The sequence below is a fragment of the Pseudomonas sp. MD195_PC81_125 genome (assembly GCF_014060985.1).
Lineage (GTDB): Bacteria > Pseudomonadota > Gammaproteobacteria > Pseudomonadales > Pseudomonadaceae > Aquipseudomonas > Aquipseudomonas parakoreensis.
Window position 1 is genome coordinate 1 of sequence record NZ_JABULD010000456.1, and the last position, 18,343, is coordinate 18,343.

General features: G+C 61.6%; 16 protein-coding genes, 1 pseudogene and 1 riboswitch. Of the genes and pseudogenes, 11 read left to right on the top strand and 6 right to left on the bottom strand.

Translation table 11 applies throughout. The annotated features are described in order from the left end of the window. Positions 1-207: 207 nt before the first annotated feature. From HT737_RS18265 to hldE, 3 genes are all read left to right on the top strand, one after another. On the top strand, positions 208-912 hold the full coding sequence (locus HT737_RS18265; protein ID WP_047290949.1) for a sulfotransferase family 2 domain-containing protein: 705 nt from the start codon (positions 208-210) through the stop codon (positions 910-912). Next, on the top strand, positions 905-1,516 hold the full coding sequence (cysC, locus tag HT737_RS18270) for an adenylyl-sulfate kinase (protein ID WP_047290950.1): 612 nt from the start codon (positions 905-907) through the stop codon (positions 1,514-1,516). Before HT737_RS18265 ends, cysC begins: the two co-directional genes overlap by 8 nt. Positions 1,517-1,618: 102 nt before the next feature. Further along, positions 1,619-3,040: a bifunctional D-glycero-beta-D-manno-heptose-7-phosphate kinase/D-glycero-beta-D-manno-heptose 1-phosphate adenylyltransferase HldE gene (hldE, locus tag HT737_RS18275; RefSeq protein ID WP_041065802.1), complete on the top strand. Its 1,422-nt coding sequence runs from the start codon at positions 1,619-1,621 to the stop codon at positions 3,038-3,040. A 78-nt stretch (positions 3,041-3,118) separates the two neighbouring features. Here hldE and HT737_RS18280 read toward each other — a convergent pair. The 4 genes and pseudogenes from HT737_RS18280 to HT737_RS18295 all read right to left on the bottom strand — a co-directional run bounded on the left by HT737_RS18280 (position 3,119) and on the right by HT737_RS18295 (position 6,584). Next, positions 3,119-4,089, bottom strand: a pseudogene (locus HT737_RS18280) (metal ABC transporter ATPase). A gap of 31 nt (positions 4,090-4,120) precedes the next feature. Next, positions 4,121-4,933 (bottom strand): aldo/keto reductase, encoded by an 813-nt coding sequence (locus HT737_RS18285; RefSeq protein ID WP_182403552.1) that lies wholly within the window; start codon positions 4,931-4,933, stop codon positions 4,121-4,123. After that, a complete protein-coding gene (locus HT737_RS18290) occupies positions 4,930-6,105 on the bottom strand; it encodes an FAD-binding oxidoreductase (protein WP_047290953.1) in 1,176 nt (391 codons plus the stop codon). Before HT737_RS18290 ends, HT737_RS18285 begins: the two co-directional genes overlap by 4 nt. Before the next feature lie 146 nt (positions 6,106-6,251). Next, complete coding sequence (locus tag HT737_RS18295; RefSeq protein WP_182403554.1) at positions 6,252-6,584, bottom strand: multidrug efflux SMR transporter; 333 nt, start codon at positions 6,582-6,584, stop codon at positions 6,252-6,254. Positions 6,585-6,686: 102 nt separating this feature from the next. Between HT737_RS18295 and HT737_RS18300 the strand changes: the two genes are divergently transcribed. After that, on the top strand, positions 6,687-7,589 hold the full coding sequence (locus HT737_RS18300) for a LysR family transcriptional regulator (RefSeq protein WP_086794236.1): 903 nt from the start codon (positions 6,687-6,689) through the stop codon (positions 7,587-7,589). An 11-nt stretch (positions 7,590-7,600) separates the two neighbouring features. Further along, complete coding sequence (gene waaA / locus HT737_RS18305; RefSeq protein ID WP_047290955.1) at positions 7,601-8,875, top strand: lipid IV(A) 3-deoxy-D-manno-octulosonic acid transferase; 1,275 nt, start codon at positions 7,601-7,603, stop codon at positions 8,873-8,875. Between the two features lie 165 nt (positions 8,876-9,040). On the opposite strand, the gene HT737_RS18310 is transcribed toward waaA, so the two are convergent. Then, on the bottom strand, positions 9,041-10,474 hold the full coding sequence (locus HT737_RS18310) for a TolC family outer membrane protein (RefSeq protein ID WP_041065783.1): 1,434 nt from the start codon (positions 10,472-10,474) through the stop codon (positions 9,041-9,043). Between the two features lie 205 nt (positions 10,475-10,679). After that, a riboswitch (TPP riboswitch) is annotated at positions 10,680-10,785 on the top strand. Between the two features lie 171 nt (positions 10,786-10,956). Between HT737_RS18310 and thiC the strand changes: the two genes are divergently transcribed. Together thiC and cytX are read left to right on the top strand one after the other, a co-directional pair. After that, positions 10,957-12,822: a phosphomethylpyrimidine synthase ThiC gene (gene thiC / locus HT737_RS18315; protein WP_182403560.1), complete on the top strand. Its 1,866-nt coding sequence runs from the start codon at positions 10,957-10,959 to the stop codon at positions 12,820-12,822. A 201-nt stretch (positions 12,823-13,023) separates the two neighbouring features. Beyond that, the gene (gene cytX, locus HT737_RS18320) at positions 13,024-14,316 is read left to right on the top strand and encodes a putative hydroxymethylpyrimidine transporter CytX (RefSeq protein ID WP_047290957.1); all 1,293 of its coding nucleotides are present in this window, start codon (positions 13,024-13,026) and stop codon (positions 14,314-14,316) included. Here cytX and HT737_RS18325 read toward each other — a convergent pair. Beyond that, positions 14,285-15,031 carry an RsiV family protein gene (locus tag HT737_RS18325; RefSeq protein WP_182403556.1) on the bottom strand — a complete coding sequence of 249 codons (747 nt, stop codon included), beginning with the start codon at positions 15,029-15,031 and terminating at the stop codon, positions 14,285-14,287. The two genes, cytX and HT737_RS18325, sit on opposite strands and share 32 nt — an antisense overlap. A gap of 230 nt (positions 15,032-15,261) precedes the next feature. On the opposite strand from HT737_RS18325, the gene HT737_RS18330 reads away from it, so the two are divergent. From HT737_RS18330 to ttcA, 4 genes are all read left to right on the top strand, one after another. Next, positions 15,262-15,879: an NUDIX domain-containing protein gene (locus HT737_RS18330; protein ID WP_041065772.1), complete on the top strand. Its 618-nt coding sequence runs from the start codon at positions 15,262-15,264 to the stop codon at positions 15,877-15,879. Further along, positions 15,870-16,322, top strand: a complete 453-nt coding sequence (locus HT737_RS18335) for a DUF1249 domain-containing protein (RefSeq protein WP_007967395.1) — start codon at positions 15,870-15,872, stop codon at positions 16,320-16,322. Before HT737_RS18330 ends, HT737_RS18335 begins: the two co-directional genes overlap by 10 nt. Positions 16,323-16,421: 99 nt before the next feature. Further along, on the top strand, positions 16,422-17,237 hold the full coding sequence (cpdA, locus tag HT737_RS18340; protein ID WP_182403558.1) for a 3',5'-cyclic-AMP phosphodiesterase: 816 nt from the start codon (positions 16,422-16,424) through the stop codon (positions 17,235-17,237). A gap of 170 nt (positions 17,238-17,407) precedes the next feature. Continuing rightward, on the top strand, positions 17,408-18,232 hold the full coding sequence (gene ttcA, locus HT737_RS18345) for a tRNA 2-thiocytidine(32) synthetase TtcA (RefSeq protein ID WP_041067551.1): 825 nt from the start codon (positions 17,408-17,410) through the stop codon (positions 18,230-18,232). The last annotated feature ends 111 nt before the right edge of the window (positions 18,233-18,343 follow it).

Genomic DNA, 18,343 nt, shown 5'->3' on the forward strand with positions numbered 1-18,343 from the left:
CTGCTCGCGAAAAGCACTGCAACAGACGACGTCCGTGTCGCATGTTTCACCCGCTATCGCGAGCAGGCTCGCTCCCACAGTCGTTTGTATCCAGACCTTTACCCTTCTTGACCAAACCGGAATAAATCCGGGCATCGCGCTTGTTAAGGTTCCCCAACGAACTCTGACTTTCATCGAGGGGGCCATCCCCGTCGCGCGGGTGCTTTCATGTTGCAACGCTATCTCTGGAAACTGCTGCCCAAGCCGCAGCGAGCCTTTCTGCTCGGGCGCCTGTCGGTGGTCGATCGGCAGGTGGTGAACAAGTCGATGTCGGCCAACCTGACGTTTCCCCAGCCCTTCCAGCAGCGCTCCTGCCTGTTCATCCATGTCCCGAAATGTGCCGGCAGCAGCGTTTGCACGGCGTTGTTCGACGGCTGGCGTCCCGGGCATTTGCCGTTGTACTGGTACGAAGAGCAATTCCCCGAGCAGTTCGCCAACGCCTTCAAGTTCGCCTTTGTCCGCGACCCGCTGGAGCGCGCCTATTCGGCCTACGCCTTCTTGCGTGGCAACGAGTTGAGCGCGCGTGACCATTCGGCGCAGCAGTTGGTGCGGCAGTACCGGGATTTCGACGATTTTGTCGCGCGCTGGCTGCATCCGGAGACGGTTGCCCGGCAATTGCACTTTGCGGCACAGACCGACTTTCTTACCGATTCGCTGGGGCATCTGGCGCTGGACTTCATCGGTTATCAGGAACACTTGGCGCGGGATTTTCGTCTGGTTTGCGAACAGTTGGGGCTGACTGGCGAGTTGCCTCACGTCAACGGCTCGCGGGAAAGGCAAGCAATGCCGGCGCGGGAGTTCTGTACGGTGCGCACCCGGCGTCTGGTGCGTCGGGTTTATCAGCGTGATTACGAGTTGCTCGGTTATGAATGAGTTCCTGTCAATGCCGATGCAAGCCCCGGCCATTCGGCCTTACGGTCTGGCGTTATCACATCAGGCCCGTGCAGCGCTCAAGGCGCAACGCCCACGCTGCCTGTGGCTGACCGGATTTTCCGGTGCCGGTAAGTCAACCTTGGCCAATGCCCTCGAACTGCACCTGCATGCGTCGGGTCTGCACACCTTTCTGCTCGATGGGGACAATGTGCGCAATGGCCTGTGTCGCGACCTGGGCATGAGCAACGCCTGCCGCCGGGAAAATACTCGGCGCATGGCCGAGGTAGCACGATTGATGGTCGACGCCGGGCTGATAGTGATCGTTGCGGCCATTTCGCCGTTTCGCGCCGAACGCGACGCTGCGCGCAGGTTGTTTGCCCAGGGTGACTTCATCGAAGTGCACGTCAGCACTTCGCTCGAAGTCTGCGCCCGTCGCGATCCGAAAGGGTTGTATCAGGCCGTGCGGGAAGGAAGGATCAAGCACTTTACGGGCGTGGACAGCCCTTACGAAGCGCCATTGGCAGCCGAGTGGCAGATCGACACCGAGGCGCTGGAGTTGTCCGAATCCTGTGAGCAACTGGCGGCGCTGGTGCTCAAAAAATGAGCAAAGTAACGGACTGTTTCATCCTGTTGCAGGCTGCACTCAAGCCTGCGCCAACCCTGTGTTAATATCGCGGCCCTGTTCATTTTGTATGTGGGTTGCTCCATGAAGTTGTCCATGCCGCGATTCGATCAAGCCCCAGTCTTGGTGGTCGGCGATGTCATGCTCGACCGTTACTGGCATGGTGGAACCTCACGGATTTCCCCTGAGGCACCGGTTCCGGTCGTAAAAGTCGAGCAAATCGAAGACCGTCCGGGCGGTGCTGCCAACGTTGCCTTGAACATTGCCGCGCTCGGTGCGCCGGCGTCGCTGGTCGGTGTGACCGGTGATGACGAAGCTGCCGACAGCCTGAGCAACAGTCTCAAGGGCGCTGGCGTGCGTGCCCTGTTCCAGCGCATCGCGCATCAGCCGACCATCGTCAAACTGCGGGTCATGAGCCGGCACCAGCAATTGCTGCGTATCGACTTCGAAGAACCGTTTGCCACCGATGCGCTGGCCCTGGCCTCGCAGGTCGATGATCTGCTCGAAGGGATCAAGGTGCTGGTGCTGTCGGACTACGGCAAAGGTGCATTGAAAAACCATCAGGCTTTGATTCAGGCGGCCCGGGCCAAAGGCATTCCGGTGCTGGCCGATCCCAAGGGCAAGGATTTTTCGATCTACCGTGGCGCCAGTCTGATCACGCCGAACCTCAGCGAATTCGAAGCCATCGTCGGTGGTTGCGCCGATGAGCACGAGCTGGTGAGCAAGGGCGCTGCCCTGATGCATGATCTCGAACTCGGCGCGCTGCTGGTCACCCGTGGCGAACACGGCATGACCCTGCTGCGTCCGGAGCATCCGGCGTTGCACCTGCCGGCCCGTGCCCGTGAAGTGTTCGATGTGACCGGTGCCGGTGACACGGTGATTTCCACCCTCGCAGCGGCAATTGCTGCCGGTGAAGAACTGCCGCACGCGGTGGCACTGGCCAACCTGGCCGCCGGTATTGTGGTCGGCAAGCTCGGTACTGCAGCGATCAGCGCTCCGGAACTGCGTCGCGCGATCCAGCGTGAAGAAGGTTCGGAGCGCGGTGTGCTGGGGCTGGAGCAACTGGTACTGGCAGTGGCCGATGCTCGCGCGCACAACGAGCGCATCGTCTTCACCAATGGCTGCTTTGACATTCTGCACGCCGGGCACGTGACCTACCTCGAGCAGGCGCGTGCCCAGGGCGACCGTCTGATCGTGGCGATCAACGATGACGCCTCGGTCAGCCGTCTGAAGGGGCCGGGGCGTCCGATCAACAGTGTCGACCGCCGCATGGCGGTCCTCGCCGGCCTCGGCGCGGTGGACTGGGTGATCAGCTTCCCGGAAGGCACCCCGGAAAACCTGCTGCGCGAAGTCAAACCGGATGTGTTGGTCAAGGGGGGGGATTACGGTATCGACCAAGTGGTCGGCGCCGACATCGTCAAAGCTTACGGCGGCACGGTGAAAGTGCTGGGGCTGGTGGAAAACAGCTCGACCACGGCGATCGTGGAAAAAATTCGCGGTCACTGATTCAAGCTAAAAAGATCGCCGCCTGCGGCAGCTTCTGCATTGGAATGCGAGCTGCCGCAAGCGGCGATCTTTTGCGTTTCAGGAACTGACTTTCTTGCGCGGTACGATCTTCTTCAACAGTTGCTTCGCCTTGCCGCGCAACCGCGCCAGGCCAGTGGGTTTCTCCGGCGGCGTCAGGCCTTGTTGACGTAGCCAGTCCTTCCAGCGAATCCGCTCCTCGCGCACCAGCCAGCCATCCTGTCTGGCAAAACTTTCGGCCAGATACAGACCGCGCGTGCCGGCCGGAGACAGCAGGCCTTTCTTCAAGGTGTACAGCTCGGCCAGCGGCTCGCCATCCTGCAACGGCATCAGGTACAGATCCGGACGCTTGCGGTCCAGGCGCGCCACCAGTTGATCACCCTCCAGCCGCTCATCGACATGAAACAGGCTCAGCGATTTGGCTTCTTTTGGCACTTCCAGGCGCAGGTCGTAGATCAGTTGCAGCGACGCGGTGGGCAAATGCACATAGGCCCGGGGCCGTTCGAGCAATTGCAGATTGGCACAGCGCACCGGCCGTGCCGAGCCGGACAACGGCGTCAAGCGAAACGGCAGCGCTTCGCGGTAATGCAGGGCGGACGAGTACGGCGCGGGCAGCCACGTGTCGTTGAATCGCCCGCCGAGCCAGCCCTCCGGGGTTCCGTCAGCAGGCACTCTTCGGCAATCTCTTGAATTGCGGTGTGCAGCGGGATGTTCAGCTCATGGGCCGGCACATAACCGGAAATCAGCTTGAGCACCACGTCGCCGCGATCCTGCCGACGCTGGCGCACCAGCACCCAGTAGTCGCGATTCTGCCAATGCAGGGTCAGGCGCACCGAGACACCGAGGTTGGCCAGCTCCACCGCGAAACGCTCGGCATCCGCCACGCTCACCGGTTTGCGCCGCTGCAAGGTCTGGGCGAAATTCAGCGGCATGCCGACGCTCTGATAGGTCAGGCCTTCGGGCGTGGCCTCGACGAACAGCGGCAGTGTCTTGAAGTTGCTCGGGTTCTTTCTGATGAGCGTGCGCGGCATGTCGGCTCCTGCTTAAGGCCGCGAGGCGGCGTCAGTGACCACGAAGGACCTGGGCAACGGTCGCAACGTTATGGGCGAGGTGCAGCGGATTGATCGTTCCGACAATAGCACTGGCCACGCCGGGCTGTTGGAACAACAGCTCGAAGCTGGCGCGTACCGGGTCCACGCCGGGGCTCAGACACACATGGCCGCTGGCCAGCGCCTTCTTCACCAGAATGGCTTTGCCGTGGGCAGCAGCATAGTCAATGACTGCCTTCTCGTTCTGTTCGTTCAGATTGTAGGTGACCATCGCGCAGTCCCCTTGCTCCAGGGCCTTGAGTCCGCCTTCGACGGTTTTGCCGGAGAAACCGAACCCGCGAATCTTGCCCTCGGCCTTGAGTGCGGCAAGGGTAGCGTAGACCTCTTCGTGCTCAAGGATCGCCAGGTCGTTGCCGTCGGAGTGCACCAGCACCAGGTCGATAAAATCGGTTTCAAGACGTTGCAGGCTGCGCTCCACAGACATCCGCGTGTGCGCGGCGCTGAAGTCATGCCGCGACAGGCCGTCGGCAAACTCTTCACCGACCTTGCTGACAATCACCCAGTCCTGCCGCTGACCGCGCAGCAACGGGCCGAGGCGTTCTTCGCTGCGGCCATAAGCCGGAGCCGTGTCGATCAGGTTGATGCCCAAACCTTTGGCCTGATTGAGCAGCAAGCGTGCCGCGTCATCGTCGGGGATCTGGAAGCCGTTGGGGTATTTCACGCCCTGGTCGCGGCCCAGTTTGACTGTGCCCAGGCCCAGCGGGGACACCAGCAGGCCGGTGCTGCCCAGCGGGCGATGCAGTTCGTGCAGGGTCGCTACGCTCATGGCAACAATTGCTCCCAGGCCGGTACGCCCATCGGTGGTTTTGGCAATGCCGGCAGTGGCTCGGTCGGTTGTGGCTGAATGCCGTCGCGCTCCAGTGAGGCGATGACCCGGTCGGCAAAGTCCGGTGCCAGCGCCAGTTTGGTCGGCCAGCCCACCAGCAGGCGACCCTGCTCGGCAAGGAAAGCGTTGTCCGGGCGGGTCAGGCCGGTTTGCAGCGGTTCGGCGCGATCCACCCGCAAGGTCGCCCATTGCACCTGACTCAGGTCGATCCACGGCAGCAATTGGCCGAGTTCTTTCTGCGCAGTGGCGATCTGTTCGGCAGGCTCGCGGGCCACGCCATCGCTTTCGGCAATGTCGCCGCCCAGGTACCAGACCCAGTTGCCATCAGCGGCCGGGTGAGTCGTGACGGTGATGCGCGGCTTGGTGCCGCCACCCAGGCAATGGGCGTACAGCGGCTTCAGGCTTGGGCCTTTGGCGATGATCATGTGCAGCGGTCGGCGTTGCATCGCCGGTTGGGTCAGGCCCAGATGTTCCAGCAACTGCGCGGTGCCGGCCCCTGCGCTGAGCACGATGCGCTGGGCACGAATCTCGCGGCCGTCGACCTTCAGGCCGACCAGCACGCCCGCTTCCAGCAGCGGCTCGATGGTTTGTCCGGCGAGCAGACCGTCACCGGCCAGATCGGCCAGACGCTGGATCAGGCTCGGCACGTCGACCACCAGTTCGGCGAGGCGATAGACCTTGCCTTTGAAGCGCTTGTCTTGCAGCGCCGGCGGCAGTTGATCGCCCTTGACCTGATCGACTCGGCCACGTACGGCTTTACTGGCGAAGAAACTGGTGAGGTTGCCGGCGAGGGTGCCGGGCGACCACAGGTAATGCGCTTCGGACAGCACGCGCACGCCGGACAGGTCCAGCTCGCCGTTGCCGGCCAGCGCCTCACGCCAGCGGCGCGGCATGTCGGCGATGGCTTCCGAGGCGCCGGTCAGTGCACCGTGCAGCGCGTATTTGGCGCCACCGTGGATGATGCCCTGGGACTTCACACTCTGCCCGCCGCCGAGGCTGGCGCTTTCCACCAGCACGGTCGAAAAACCCTGGCGGCGCAGACGCGCGTTCAGCCAGAGGCCGGCGACACCAGCGCCGACAATCAGCACGTCGGTGGAAATAACGGATGGCATGCAACGACCTCAGTGTTCAAGACGAGGGCGCAGTATACAGACTCGGGGGTCGGAGCTCAGAGGCGAAAAAAGATCGCAGCCTTCGGCAGCTTCTACAGGGATATGCATTCCAATGTAGGAGCTGCCGAAGGCTGCGATCTTTTTCTTCAATGCCCTGCGGTTTTGGAGAACAACTGGATGACCACCACGCCAAGCACGATCAGCGCCATCCCGAGCATTGCCGGCACGTCCAGCTTTTGTCCATAAATAAACAGCGCCGCGACGCTGACCATGACGATGCCCATGCCCGCCCACACGGCGTAGGCGACACCCACCGGCACGGTGCGGACAACGAGGGTCAGCATCCAGAAGGCGATCCCGTAGCCGACGATCACCAGGATCAGCGGCAGCGGGGTGTTCAAGCCTTTGACCGCTTTCATCGAAACGGTGGCGATCACTTCGGCGCAGATGGCGATAGCCAGGAAGGCGTAGGCGTTCATGTGTAGATCCTCATGTAAAACGTTGCTTGCTGAGGCGGCATTCTAGTGATTCGCCAGATGCGGTAAAGTCATTACCTATCTGTTTTGAAGATGGGTCGATCGATGAATACCCAGTGGAATCTGGAACAATTGCGCGCCTTCGTCAGCGTCGCCGAACAGCGCTCGTTCTCCGCCGTCGCACGCCAGCAGCGCAAGGCGCAGTCAGCGATCAGCAGCGCGATTGCCCTGCTGGAAGATGATCTGGGCGTCAGCCTGTTCGAGCGTAGCAGTGGTCGCCAGCCCCGGCTCACCGAAGCCGGCGAGGCGCTGCTCGAAGAGGCGCGAGAAGTGTTGCGACAATGTGAGCGTCTGAACGGTCGGGCGATGGCGATGATGCGCGGTCAGGAAGCGCAGTTGCGCGTGGCCCAGGACGAGGCCATGCCTTATCAGGCACTGGTGGAAAGCTTCGATGCGCTGGCCGGGCAATTTCCCAGCCTCGAAGTGCAACTGACCAGCGCCGCTCAGGGCGAAGTGGCGCGCAAACTGGTCGAACGCCGTGCCGATCTGGGCCTGCTGTTCTATCACGATGAAATCCCCGAAGCGCTGGAACGTCGGGTCTTGGGGCGGGTGGAAATGGTCACCGTCTGCGGCATCAATCATCCGTTGGCGACGCAGTCCTACGTCACCTGCCAGCAGCTGGCGCAGCATCGGCAATTGCTGATGTCGACGCAAACCAGCGTCTATCCCGGCAACGAGCCAGCCAGCCCGCAGGTATGGCGTGCCGACAGTTTCTATGTGATGGCCGAATGGCTGGTGCGGGATCTTGGCTGGGCGTGGCTGCCCCGGCATGTGGTGCAGTATTCGGCCTATCAGGGCCTGATGGTTGAGCTGGACAGTGAATGGACGCCGCCGGCGCTGGTGGTGGAACTGGTCTGGCGCCGCGACGAACCTCTCGGCCCTGCCGCAAGGTGGCTGGCGGAACGTTTTGCCGTGCACTTGCGGGCGATCGGCGACAAAAGTCGATAAACTCCGCCGCCATGAATAGAACTCTCTACACCGCGCTGTTTTACCTGGGGCTGCCATTGGTGGCAATTCGGCTGTGGCTGCGCTCGCGCAAGGCTCCGGCGTATGCCAAACGGATTGGCGAGCGCTTCTCTTATGGCATGCCGTCACTGCGACCCGGAGGCATCTGGGTGCATGCGGTATCGGTGGGAGAGAGCATCGCTGCTGCACCGATGATTCGCGCCTTGCTGCAACGTTATCCACAGCTGCCGATCACCGTGACCTGCATGACCCCGACCGGATCGGAGCGCATACAGGCACTGTTCGCCAGCGAGCCGCGCATCCAGCATTGCTATCTGCCATACGACTTGCCGTGCGCAGCGGCGCGTTTTCTTGATCACGCCAAACCGAAACTCGCGGTGATCATGGAAACCGAACTGTGGCCCAACCACATTCATCAGTGTGCCAAACGCGGGATCCCGGTAGCGCTGGCCAACGGTCGTCTCTCCGAGCGTTCGGCGCGGGGCTATGGGCGCTTCAGCAAGCTGACCGCGCCGATGCTCGCTGAAATGAGTTTTTTCGCGGTGCAGACCGAAGCTGAAGCCCAGCGCTTCCGAGATCTCGGCGCGCGTCCGCAGACGGTCGAGGTCACCGGTTCGATCAAGTTCGACCTGACCATCGACCCGCAACTGCTGCAGCGCGCCCATGAGTTGCGCGGCCAATGGCAGGCGCTGGAGCGCCCGGTGTGGATCGCTGCCAGTACCCACGATGGCGAAGACGAAGTGGTGCTCGACGCCCATCGTCGCCTGCTGGCGAATTACCCGAATGCGCTGCTGATTCTGGTGCCGCGTCATCCCGAGCGTTTCAATTCGGTGTTCGAATTGTGCCAGCGCGAAGGCTTTGCCACGGTGCGTCGTTCCACCGGTGCCAATGTCGAGGCAAATACCGCGGTGCTGCTCGGCGACACCATGGGCGAATTGCTGTTTCTTTACGCATTGGCGGACAGCGCCTTCGTTGGCGGCAGTCTGGTGCCGAACGGAGGACACAATCTGCTGGAGCCAGCGGCGTTGGCAAAACCGGTGCTCAGCGGCCCGCACCTGTTCAACTTCCTCGACATCGCCGCGCAATTGCGTGAAGCCGGGGCGTTGGCCGAAGTGGATGATGCCGAAGGGCTGGCGGTGGAAGTGCAGCGCCTGTTCGAATTGCCGCGCGATGCCCAGCGCATGGCCGAGGCCGGGCTGGCAGTGATGCGGCGTAATCAGGGGGCGTTGCAGCGGTTGCTGGATGGGCTGGGCCGGTTAATCAAATAGTCGCCTGGAACATTGTGGCGAGGGGATTTATCCCCGATGGGTTGCGCAGCAGCCCCAAACCATTCACCTCGGTGATTCAGTCAGATCGGGTAAGCCGGGTTTACGACTGCTGCGCAGTCGAATCGGGGATAAATCCCCTCGCCACAGGGGATTTATTCAGATTGTTTACGGCCGCGCCTTGAGCTGTGCTTCGGCGGCCTTGGCCAGATCCGGCGGGAGGAAATCCTTGTCCGGGTTGTAGTCGGCCTTCAAATAACGTCGCAGGTCTTCCAGATCACCCGGATTCAACGTCCCCGCCGCCTGCTTCAAGCGCAGGTTGTCGAGGATGTAGTCGTAACGGGTGTTGTTGTAGTTGCGCACCGAGGTGTACAGCTGACGCTGAGCATCGAGCACGTCGACGATGTTGCGCGTCCCCACCTGATAACCGATTTCCGTGGCTTCCACCGCGCTCTGGTTGGAAATGATCGACTGGCGCCGCGCCTGTACCTGCTCGACATCGGTGTTCACCGCGCGGTGCAGGTTGCGGGTGTTTTCGACGATCTGCCGGCGCAGGGCTTCGCGCTGCTGTTCGCTCTGATCCAGTTGCGCATAGGACTGGCGCACTTGCGAACTGGTCAGCCCGCCGCTGTAGATCGGAATGTTCAGTTGCAACGCCAGCGTGCGTTGATCGACGTTGCCACCGTACGGCGTGCCGAAGGCGTTCGGGTTGGCGAAGCCGAGAGCGTCGTTGTCACCCTTCTCGTATTTGGCCACGGCGTCGAGGGTCGGCAAGTGGCCGGCCTTGCGCTGCTTGAGGGTCTGTTCGGCGGAGCTGACCGCAAAGTTGCTCGCCAGCAGATTGAGGTTCTGTTTGGCGGCGGTGTCAACCCAGGCCTTGGCGTCGTTGGGTGTCGGCGGCAGGATCGGCAACGTATGGACGATGCCCTGAATCGAGTTGTACTGACGGTTGGTCAGGGTGATCAGCGCTTCGAAGGCATCGTCGACCTGACGCTGGGCAACGATCCGGTTGGCACGCGCGGTGTCGTAGCTGGCTTGTGATTGCAGGACGTCGGTCTTGTCCGACAGGCCGACATCGAAGCGCTCGTTGGACTGGTCGAGCTGACGCTTGAACGCGGCTTCTTCTGCCTTGGTCGAAGCCAGGTTGTCCTGGCTGCGCAGCACGTTGAAGTAGCTTTCGGCTGATTGCAGGATCAGGTTCTGTTCGCTGGCCGAGAGTTGCAGGGCGGCCTGTTCGTTGACGTCCTTGGCGGCCTGATACTGGAACCAGCGGTCGGCACGGAACAAGGGCTGGGCCAGGGTCGCCTGATAGGAATGCGCGCTGCGATTGGCAATGGCTGAAGGCTGGTCGATCGAGGTGCGCACATCCGCCACTTCGGCGCCGCCGGACAGGTTCGGCAGCAAGCCGGCACGGGCCTGTGGCACCACTTCTTTCTGCGCGCCGTACTGGGCGCGGGCGGCGGCCAGATCGGCGTTGTTGTCGACGGCTTCCTGATAGACGCTGACCAGATCGGTCTTGGTCGACAAGGGCGCTTCTGCTGCCCAGGCCATTGCGTTGGACGCACAAGACACGGCAAGAGCCAGTGAAAGTTTGCGCAGCATGAGGCGATCCCTAGCAAAAATATTACGAAAATAATGTGCGCGCCAAGGCTACGGCGCGGCCCCGACAGCGTCAAGGTGCGCAGGGCAAAGCGAGTGTAGTTGTGCAAACGTGCGGCAACAATCCTGCAAGTCCCGGTAATTGCGCCATTCATCATGGTGTTTGCCGCGGTGTTGGCGTTCTTCGCCGGTTGTGTCTAGACTGGCCGGGTTCTTGTCGGGGTGCCTTGCTATGAGGCTGAGATCGAATAATTTCGGATCCCGTTGAACCTGATCAGGTTAGCGCCTGCGTAGGGAACAAGATTTCTCGTCACCCGGCGAGTCCTCTTGTGCTTCGTCCGGGAAATTGTTCGATAATCGAACGCTCGACGACGATGCACAGCACCAGTCCTGGTGCGTCCGTGCCTTTCAGGTTCTGCTCCGACAATCCATTGCCTGGATGCTGTCTGGAGAGCCCGTGATGACTACAAAAGCAAAAAAACGCGATCAACCTGAGTGACTCGGCCAAGGTCGATGAGCAGTCGGTTCAGCCGTTCACCCGTTCGCAAAAAGTCTACGTTCAGGGCTCGCGCCCGGACATCCGCGTGCCGATGCGCGAAATTACCCTCGATGTGACGCCGACCGACTTCGGCGGCGAAATCAACGCGCCGGTCACCGTCTACGACACCTCGGGCCCGTACACCGATCCGAACGTGGTGATCGACGTGCGCAAAGGTCTGGGCGACGTGCGTTCGGCGTGGATCGATGACCGTGGCGACACCGAGCGTCTGCCAGGCCTGAGCTCCAGCTTCGGTCAGGAACGTCTGGCCGATCCGGAGCTGACCAAACTGCGTTTTGCTCACGTCAACAACCCGCGCCGCGCCAAGGCCGGGGCCAACGTCAGCCAGATGCACTACGCGCGCAAAGGCATCATCACCGCCGAGATGGAATACGTCGCCATCCGCGAAAACATGAAGCTGCAAGAGGCCCGAGCTGCCGGCTTGTTGACTCAGCAACACGCCGGCCACAGCTTCGGCGCGAGCATCCCGAAAGAAATCACCCCTGAGTTCGTCCGCGAAGAGATCGCCCGTGGTCGCGCGATCATTCCGGCCAACATCAACCACGTCGAACTGGAACCGATGATCATCGGCCGCAACTTCCTGGTGAAGATCAACGGCAACATCGGCAACAGCGCCCTGGGTTCGTCCATCGAAGAAGAAGTGGCGAAACTGACCTGGGGCATTCGCTGGGGTTCGGACACCGTGATGGACCTGTCCACCGGCAAACACATTCACGAAACCCGCGAGTGGATCATCCGCAACTCGCCGGTGCCGATCGGTACCGTGCCGATCTATCAGGCGCTGGAGAAGGTCAACGGCGTCGCTGAAGACCTGACCTGGGAGCTGTTCCGCGACACGCTGATCGAGCAGGCCGAGCAGGGCGTCGACTACTTCACCATCCACGCCGGCGTGCTGTTGCGCTACGTGCCGCTGACCGCCAAGCGCGTGACCGGCATCGTGTCCCGTGGTGGTTCGATCATGGCCAAGTGGTGCCTGGCGCACCACAAAGAGAACTTCCTCTACACCCACTTCGACGAAATCTGCGAAATCATGAAGGCCTACGACGTCAGCTTCTCGCTGGGCGACGGCCTGCGTCCGGGCTCGATTGCCGACGCCAACGACGAAGCGCAATTCGGCGAACTGGAAACCCTCGGCGAGCTGACCAAGATCGCCTGGAAACATGACGTGCAATGCATGATCGAAGGCCCGGGCCACGTGCCGATGCAGTTGATCAAGGAGAACATGGACAAGCAGCTGGAGTGCTGCGACGAGGCGCCGTTCTACACCCTCGGCCCGCTGACCACCGATATCGCCCCGGGTTACGACCACATCACCTCGGGTATCGGTGCGGCGATGATCGGCTGGTTCGGTTGCGCCATGCTCTGCTACGTGACACCGAAGGAGCACTTGGGCCTGCCGAACAAGGATGACGTGAAGACCGGGATCATCACCTACAAGATCGCCGCCCACGCAGCGGACTTGGCCAAAGGGCATCCAGGCGCGCAGATTCGTGATAACGCTTTGAGCAAGGCGCGTTTCGAATTCCGTTGGGAAGACCAGTTCAACCTCGGTCTGGATCCGGACACCGCGCGTTCGTATCACGACGAAACCCTGCCGAAGGATTCGGCCAAGGTCGCGCATTTCTGTTCGATGTGCGGGCCGAAGTTCTGCTCGATGAAGATCACTCAGGAAGTCCGCGAATACGCGGCCAACCAGCGGATCGACGCGGTCGACGTGGACGTCGCCCAAGGCCTGGCGGAACAGGCCGAGCGGTTCAAGAAGGAAGGCAGTCAGCTGTATAAAAAAGTCTGATCCCTGACTGATCTTTTGTGGTGAGGGGATTTATCCCCGATCGACTGCGCAGCAGTCGCAATTTTGAGAACCGGGTCCTTCAGATGTACCGCATTCTCAGGTTTTGGGGCTGCTGCGCAGCCCATCGGGGATGAATCCCCTCGCCACAAGTGGGCCAGCTTGATCACACACAACAACAAATGTCCCTCTGAGATAACACCCTTGAGTATTCAACCCGGCACTTATTCCCCCGACCTCGCCGTATCCGCCGACAAGCGAGTATTCGGCGGTCGCGATCTGTTTTCCCTGTGGTTCTCCCTCGGTATTGGCCTGATGGTGTTGCAGACCGGCGCGTTGCTCGCGCCTGGTCTGGGCCTTTCCGGTTCGCTGCTGGCGATTTTCCTCGGCACGCTGGTTGGCGTTCTGCTGTTGGCCGCCGTCGGCGTGATCGGCAGCGACACCGGCCTGTCATCGATGGCCGCACTGAAACTGAGCCTCGGTAGCAAAGGCGCAAGCCTGCCGGCGCTGCTCAACCTGCTGCAACTGATCGGTTGGGGCTCGTTCGAAATCATCGTCATGCGTGATGCCGCCAGCCTGCTCGGCACTCGCGCGTTCAGCGAAGGTTCGCTGTGGGCCAGTCCGATGCTCTGGACGTTGTGCTTCGGTGCGCTGGCGACTTTGCTCGCGGTCAGCGGGCCGCTGACGTTCGTGCGCAAGATCCTGCGCAAATGGGGTATCTGGCTGATCCTGGCGGCGTGCATCTGGCTGACCTGGAATCTGTTCGCCAAGGCGGATCTGGCGGCACTCTGGGCGCGTGCGGGGGACGGTTCGATGCCGTTTGCCGTGGGCTTCGATATTGCCATCGCGATGCCGCTGTCGTGGCTGCCGCTGATCGCCGACTACTCGCGTTTCGGCAAGCGCGCGAAAAACGTATTCGGCGGCACGGCGATCGGTTTCTTCGTCGGCAACTTCTGGCTGATGAGTCTCGGCGTGGCCTACACCCTGGCGTTTGCGCCAAGCGGTGAGGTCAATGCGTTGCTGCTGGCACTGGCCGGGGCCGGTCTGGGCATTCCGCTGTTGCTGATTCTGCTGGATGAGTCGGAAAACGCGTTCGCCGACATTCATTCGGCCGCGGTATCGAGCGGGATTCTGTTGCGTTTGAAGGTCGAGCATCTGGCCTTGGCCATCGGCGTGATCTGCACCCTGATTGCACTGCTGGCGCCCTTGGCGCAGTACCAGAACTTCCTGTTGCTGATCGGCTCGGTGTTCGCGCCGCTGTTCGGCGTGGTGCTGGTTGATCACTTCATCCTGCGCAAGCGCAGCGCCTACGTGGCGTCAGCCGCATTGCGCTGGCCGGCGCTGTTGGCATGGCTGGGCGGGATCAGCACCTACCACTTGCTGGCGAATCTGTATCCGGATGTCGGCGCGACCCTGCCGGCACTGGTGCTGGCAGGGCTGTTGCAACTGGTGCTGGGCCGGGCTTTCAGTTACGGCCGGGAAACAGCTCGGGTTTGAGGATGCCGTTCAGACGCGGGTAAGGAATCTTCAGTTCGACGTGGCCCAGCGCGTAAGGCGCGATGGTGCTCACGTCGTACTTGAGGATCACGCCACCGTAGGTCAGCGCCACGTTCGGGGTTTTCACGAACGGCCAACTCTTCACGAAATCCGCTTCCTGATCGAGCTTGGTGCTGATCAGCCAACTGTTGTACGCCACCTGCGCGGCCTTCCAGAACGCGTCTTCCTGACCCGGCAGCAACATGTCCGACAGGTTCAGCACCTTGTGCTGCTGACGCGAGTAGTTGATGAAGCCGCGCCCCGGCGTGCCATGGGCGCCGCCGGTGTCGAGGTAGCTCGACAGTTCGATGATCACCAAGCCGTCATGCTGCTCGCGTACCTTGGCCTGCAGATAGCTGCTGTTGCGCGGGCCGGCGGTGCGCAGGAATTGATCACGATAGGCCGCCAGGGTTGGCGCGACCGCTGCGTTCTGCTCGGTGCGGGTCATTTGCAGCAGGCGCTTTTCGATAATGCCGTCCAGTGCAGGCTCGGCCGCGAAGTGCACGGTATCGATATTCACCAGCGGACAATCGGGGTTGGAACAGCCGGGTTTCAGGGTTTCCGAGGCGTCGCGGGTGGTTTCCAGCGGCGTGCGGTAGTTGGGCTGGAACAGGTTGGCGCAGGCACCCAGGGTCAGGGCGATGGCGGCCACGGAGGCAATTTTGAAAAGCGACATGGGCGTCCTTTCTGAAACAGGGGAAGGCAAAAAGTTATCCGCTTCGACTCTCGCCGAGGCAGTCAGTTCGCCACTAAGCTAATTAGAGTGGGTTTCGCCGCCACCGTCCATCCCGCTGACGGTAAAGGGGCTGCATCAATCATCACCGGCGCGTTAGGATGGCGCGAAGTCGAGGTTGCCGGTCACCACAAGGCACCTCGTATCGGGATTTGCAGTAAGAGAGGATGCTCATGACAGATTTTGCCAACGCCACTCCGGCCAACGTCGACGTCGTAAAGCGCGAGCGCTGCTACGAGGGCTTCTACAAGCTCGACCGTTTGCACCTGCGCCATGAGCTGTTCGCCGGCGGCATGAGCCGCGAGATCAACCGCGAAGTCTTCGTGCGCCACGATGCCGTGTGCCTGCTGCCGTACGATCCGCAGCGTGACGAAGTGGTGCTGCTCGAGCAGTTTCGCGTCGGGGCCATGGGCAAGACCGACAACCCGTGGCTGGTTGAGCTGGTCGCCGGTCTGATCGACAAAGTTGAAGTGCCGGAAGAAGTTGCTCACCGCGAGGCACAGGAGGAAGCTGGACTGGACATCAAAGCCCTGTGGCCGATGACCAAATATTTTCCGTCGCCGGGCGGCAGCAACGAATTCGTGCATTTGTACCTGGGGCACTGCAGCACCGACGGCGTAGGCGGCCTGCACGGGCTGGAGGAAGAAGCAGAAGATATCCGCGTCACGGTCTGGGCCTTTGAAGATGCCTTGCAGGCCGTCCGTGACGGACGCATTGCCAATGCGGCGAGCATCATCGCCTTGCAATGGCTGGCGCTGAACCGCGCCGAAGTGAGGGGGTTATGGTCGTAAACAAGCTGCGCGATCGTTATCGAGTTGACCTTGCGGGGCTGCAAGCCGCCTGCGAGGCCAACTACGCGCGCCTGATGCGACTGGTGCCGGACATGCGCAACGACCCCGAAGCGCGGCGCATCGCCGTGACCCAGGGCGAGCAGATGCTCGGCGTGCTGGCCCTCGAAGTGCTGCAGACCTGCCCGTACACCACCACTTTGCAGGTGCGCCAGGAGCACAGTTTGCCGTGGTTGCCGGTGCCGCAACTGGAGGTGCAGGTCTATCACGATGCGCGCATGGCCGAGGTGATCAGCGCCGAACATGCACGACGCTTTCGCGGCATCTATCCTTACCCGAACGCCGCGATGCATCAGCCGGATGAAAAGGCCCAGCTCAATCTGTTCCTGGGGGAATGGCTGAGCCATTGCCTGGCCCTGGGGCACGAGTACGAAGTCGTACGCTAGTTGTGAACTGCGTCCGGTTCGCCGGTTTCCCCTTTGCGCCATCCCCCAGCATAATTGCGGCACTCAACCGATTCCGTGCCTTTGCCCTGGGAGAACGCCTTGCCGAGCGTATCCACATTGACCGCCGCCGATCCGGCGTTGCTGGTGCAGTTATCCGACAGTCACCTGTTCGCCGAGGCGGACGGCACGCTGCTGGGCATGAACACCCGCGAGAGTCTGCAAAAGGTCATTGAGCAGGTACTCAAGCAGCAGCCGCGGATTGACCTGATGCTGGCCACGGGGGATTTGTCACAGGACGGAACACTTGAGTCGTATCAACTGTTTCGCCAGATGACCGCGCAGATCGATGCGCCGGCGCGCTGGATTCCCGGCAATCACGATGAGCCGCAAATCATGGCTCAGGCCGCGGTGCAAAGTGCATTGCTGGAATCGGTGGTCGATGTCGGCAACTGGCGCGTGACCTTGCTCGATTCGGCGGTGCCGGGCTCAGTGCCGGGCTATCTGCAGGACGATCAGCTGCAACTGCTGGCCCGTTCGTTGAGCGAAGCGCCGGAGCGCCATCATCTGGTGTGTTTTCATCATCATCCGGTGTCGATCGGATGCCCGTGGATGGAGCCAATCGGCTTGCGCAACCCGGAAGCGTTTTTCGACGTGCTCGATCGTTTTCCACAGGCCCGCGCGGTGCTGTGGGGGCATGTGCATCAGGAAATCGACCGCGAACGCAACGGCGTACGGCTGATGGCCTCACCGTCGACCTGCATCCAGTTCGAACCGGGCAGTCACGACTTCAAGGTCGGCGAACAGGCCCCGGGGTATCGCTGGTTGCGGCTGTTGCCGGACGGGCGGCTGGAAACCGGCGTGGAGCGCGTGACCGACTTCGAATTCACCGTCGATTACGGCTCCAACGGCTACTGACCCCCCCTGTAGGAGCTGCCGAAGGCTGCGATCTTTTGATCCTGTTTTTTTAAAATCAAAAGATCGCAGCTTCGGCAGCTCCTACAGGGTGCGTCCGTCAGGAGGCTGCGCCGCCGGTGGGTTTTTGCGTAAAATGCCCGCCTTTCGTCACACCTCACGGATTTCGCGTCATGGGCACTCTTACGGTCAACCAGAACAAACTGCAAAAGCGCCTGCGCCGCCTGGCCGGCGAAGCGGTCGCCGATTTCAACATGATTGAAGACGGCGACAAGGTCATGGTCTGCCTGTCCGGGGGCAAGGACAGCTACACCATGCTCGACGTGCTGCTGCACCTGCAGAAGGTTGCACCGATCAAGTTCGAGATCGTCGCGGTGAACATGGACCAGAAGCAGCCGGGCTTTCCCGAGCACGTGCTGCCGGCCTACCTGAAAGAGCTGGGCGTCGAGTACCACATCGTCGAGAAAGACACTTACTCGGTGGTCAAGGAATTGATTCCCGAAGGCAAGACCACCTGCTCGCTTTGCTCGCGCCTGCGTCGCGGCACGCTGTACACCTTTGCCGACGAAATCGGCGCGACCAAAATGGCCCTCGGTCACCATCGCGATGACATCGTCGAGACGTTCTTCCTCAACATGTTCTTCAACGGCACCCTCAAGGCGATGCCGCCGAAGCTGCGCGCCGACGACGGGCGCAACGTGGTGATCCGTCCGCTGGCCTACTGCAACGAGAAAGACATCCAGGCCTACTCGGACTTCAAGGAATTCCCGATCATCCCGTGCAACCTCTGCGGTTCGCAGGAAAACCTGCAGCGTCAGGTGGTCAAGGAAATGCTTCAGGACTGGGAGCGCAAGACTCCGGGCCGCACTGAAAGCATCTTCCGCAGTCTGCAGAACGTCGTGCCGTCGCAACTGGCCGACCGCAACCTGTTCGACTTCACCAGCCTGAAGATCGACGAGACCGCGGCTTCGCGCTTCGTTAACGTCGTCAACCTGTAAACCCCTTCCCTGTGGGAGCGAGCCCTGTGGTGAGGGGGATTTATCCCCGATGGGGGCGCGAAGCGCCCCCAGAAAAGCTGGGGGCTGCTGCGCAGCCCATCGGGGATAAAA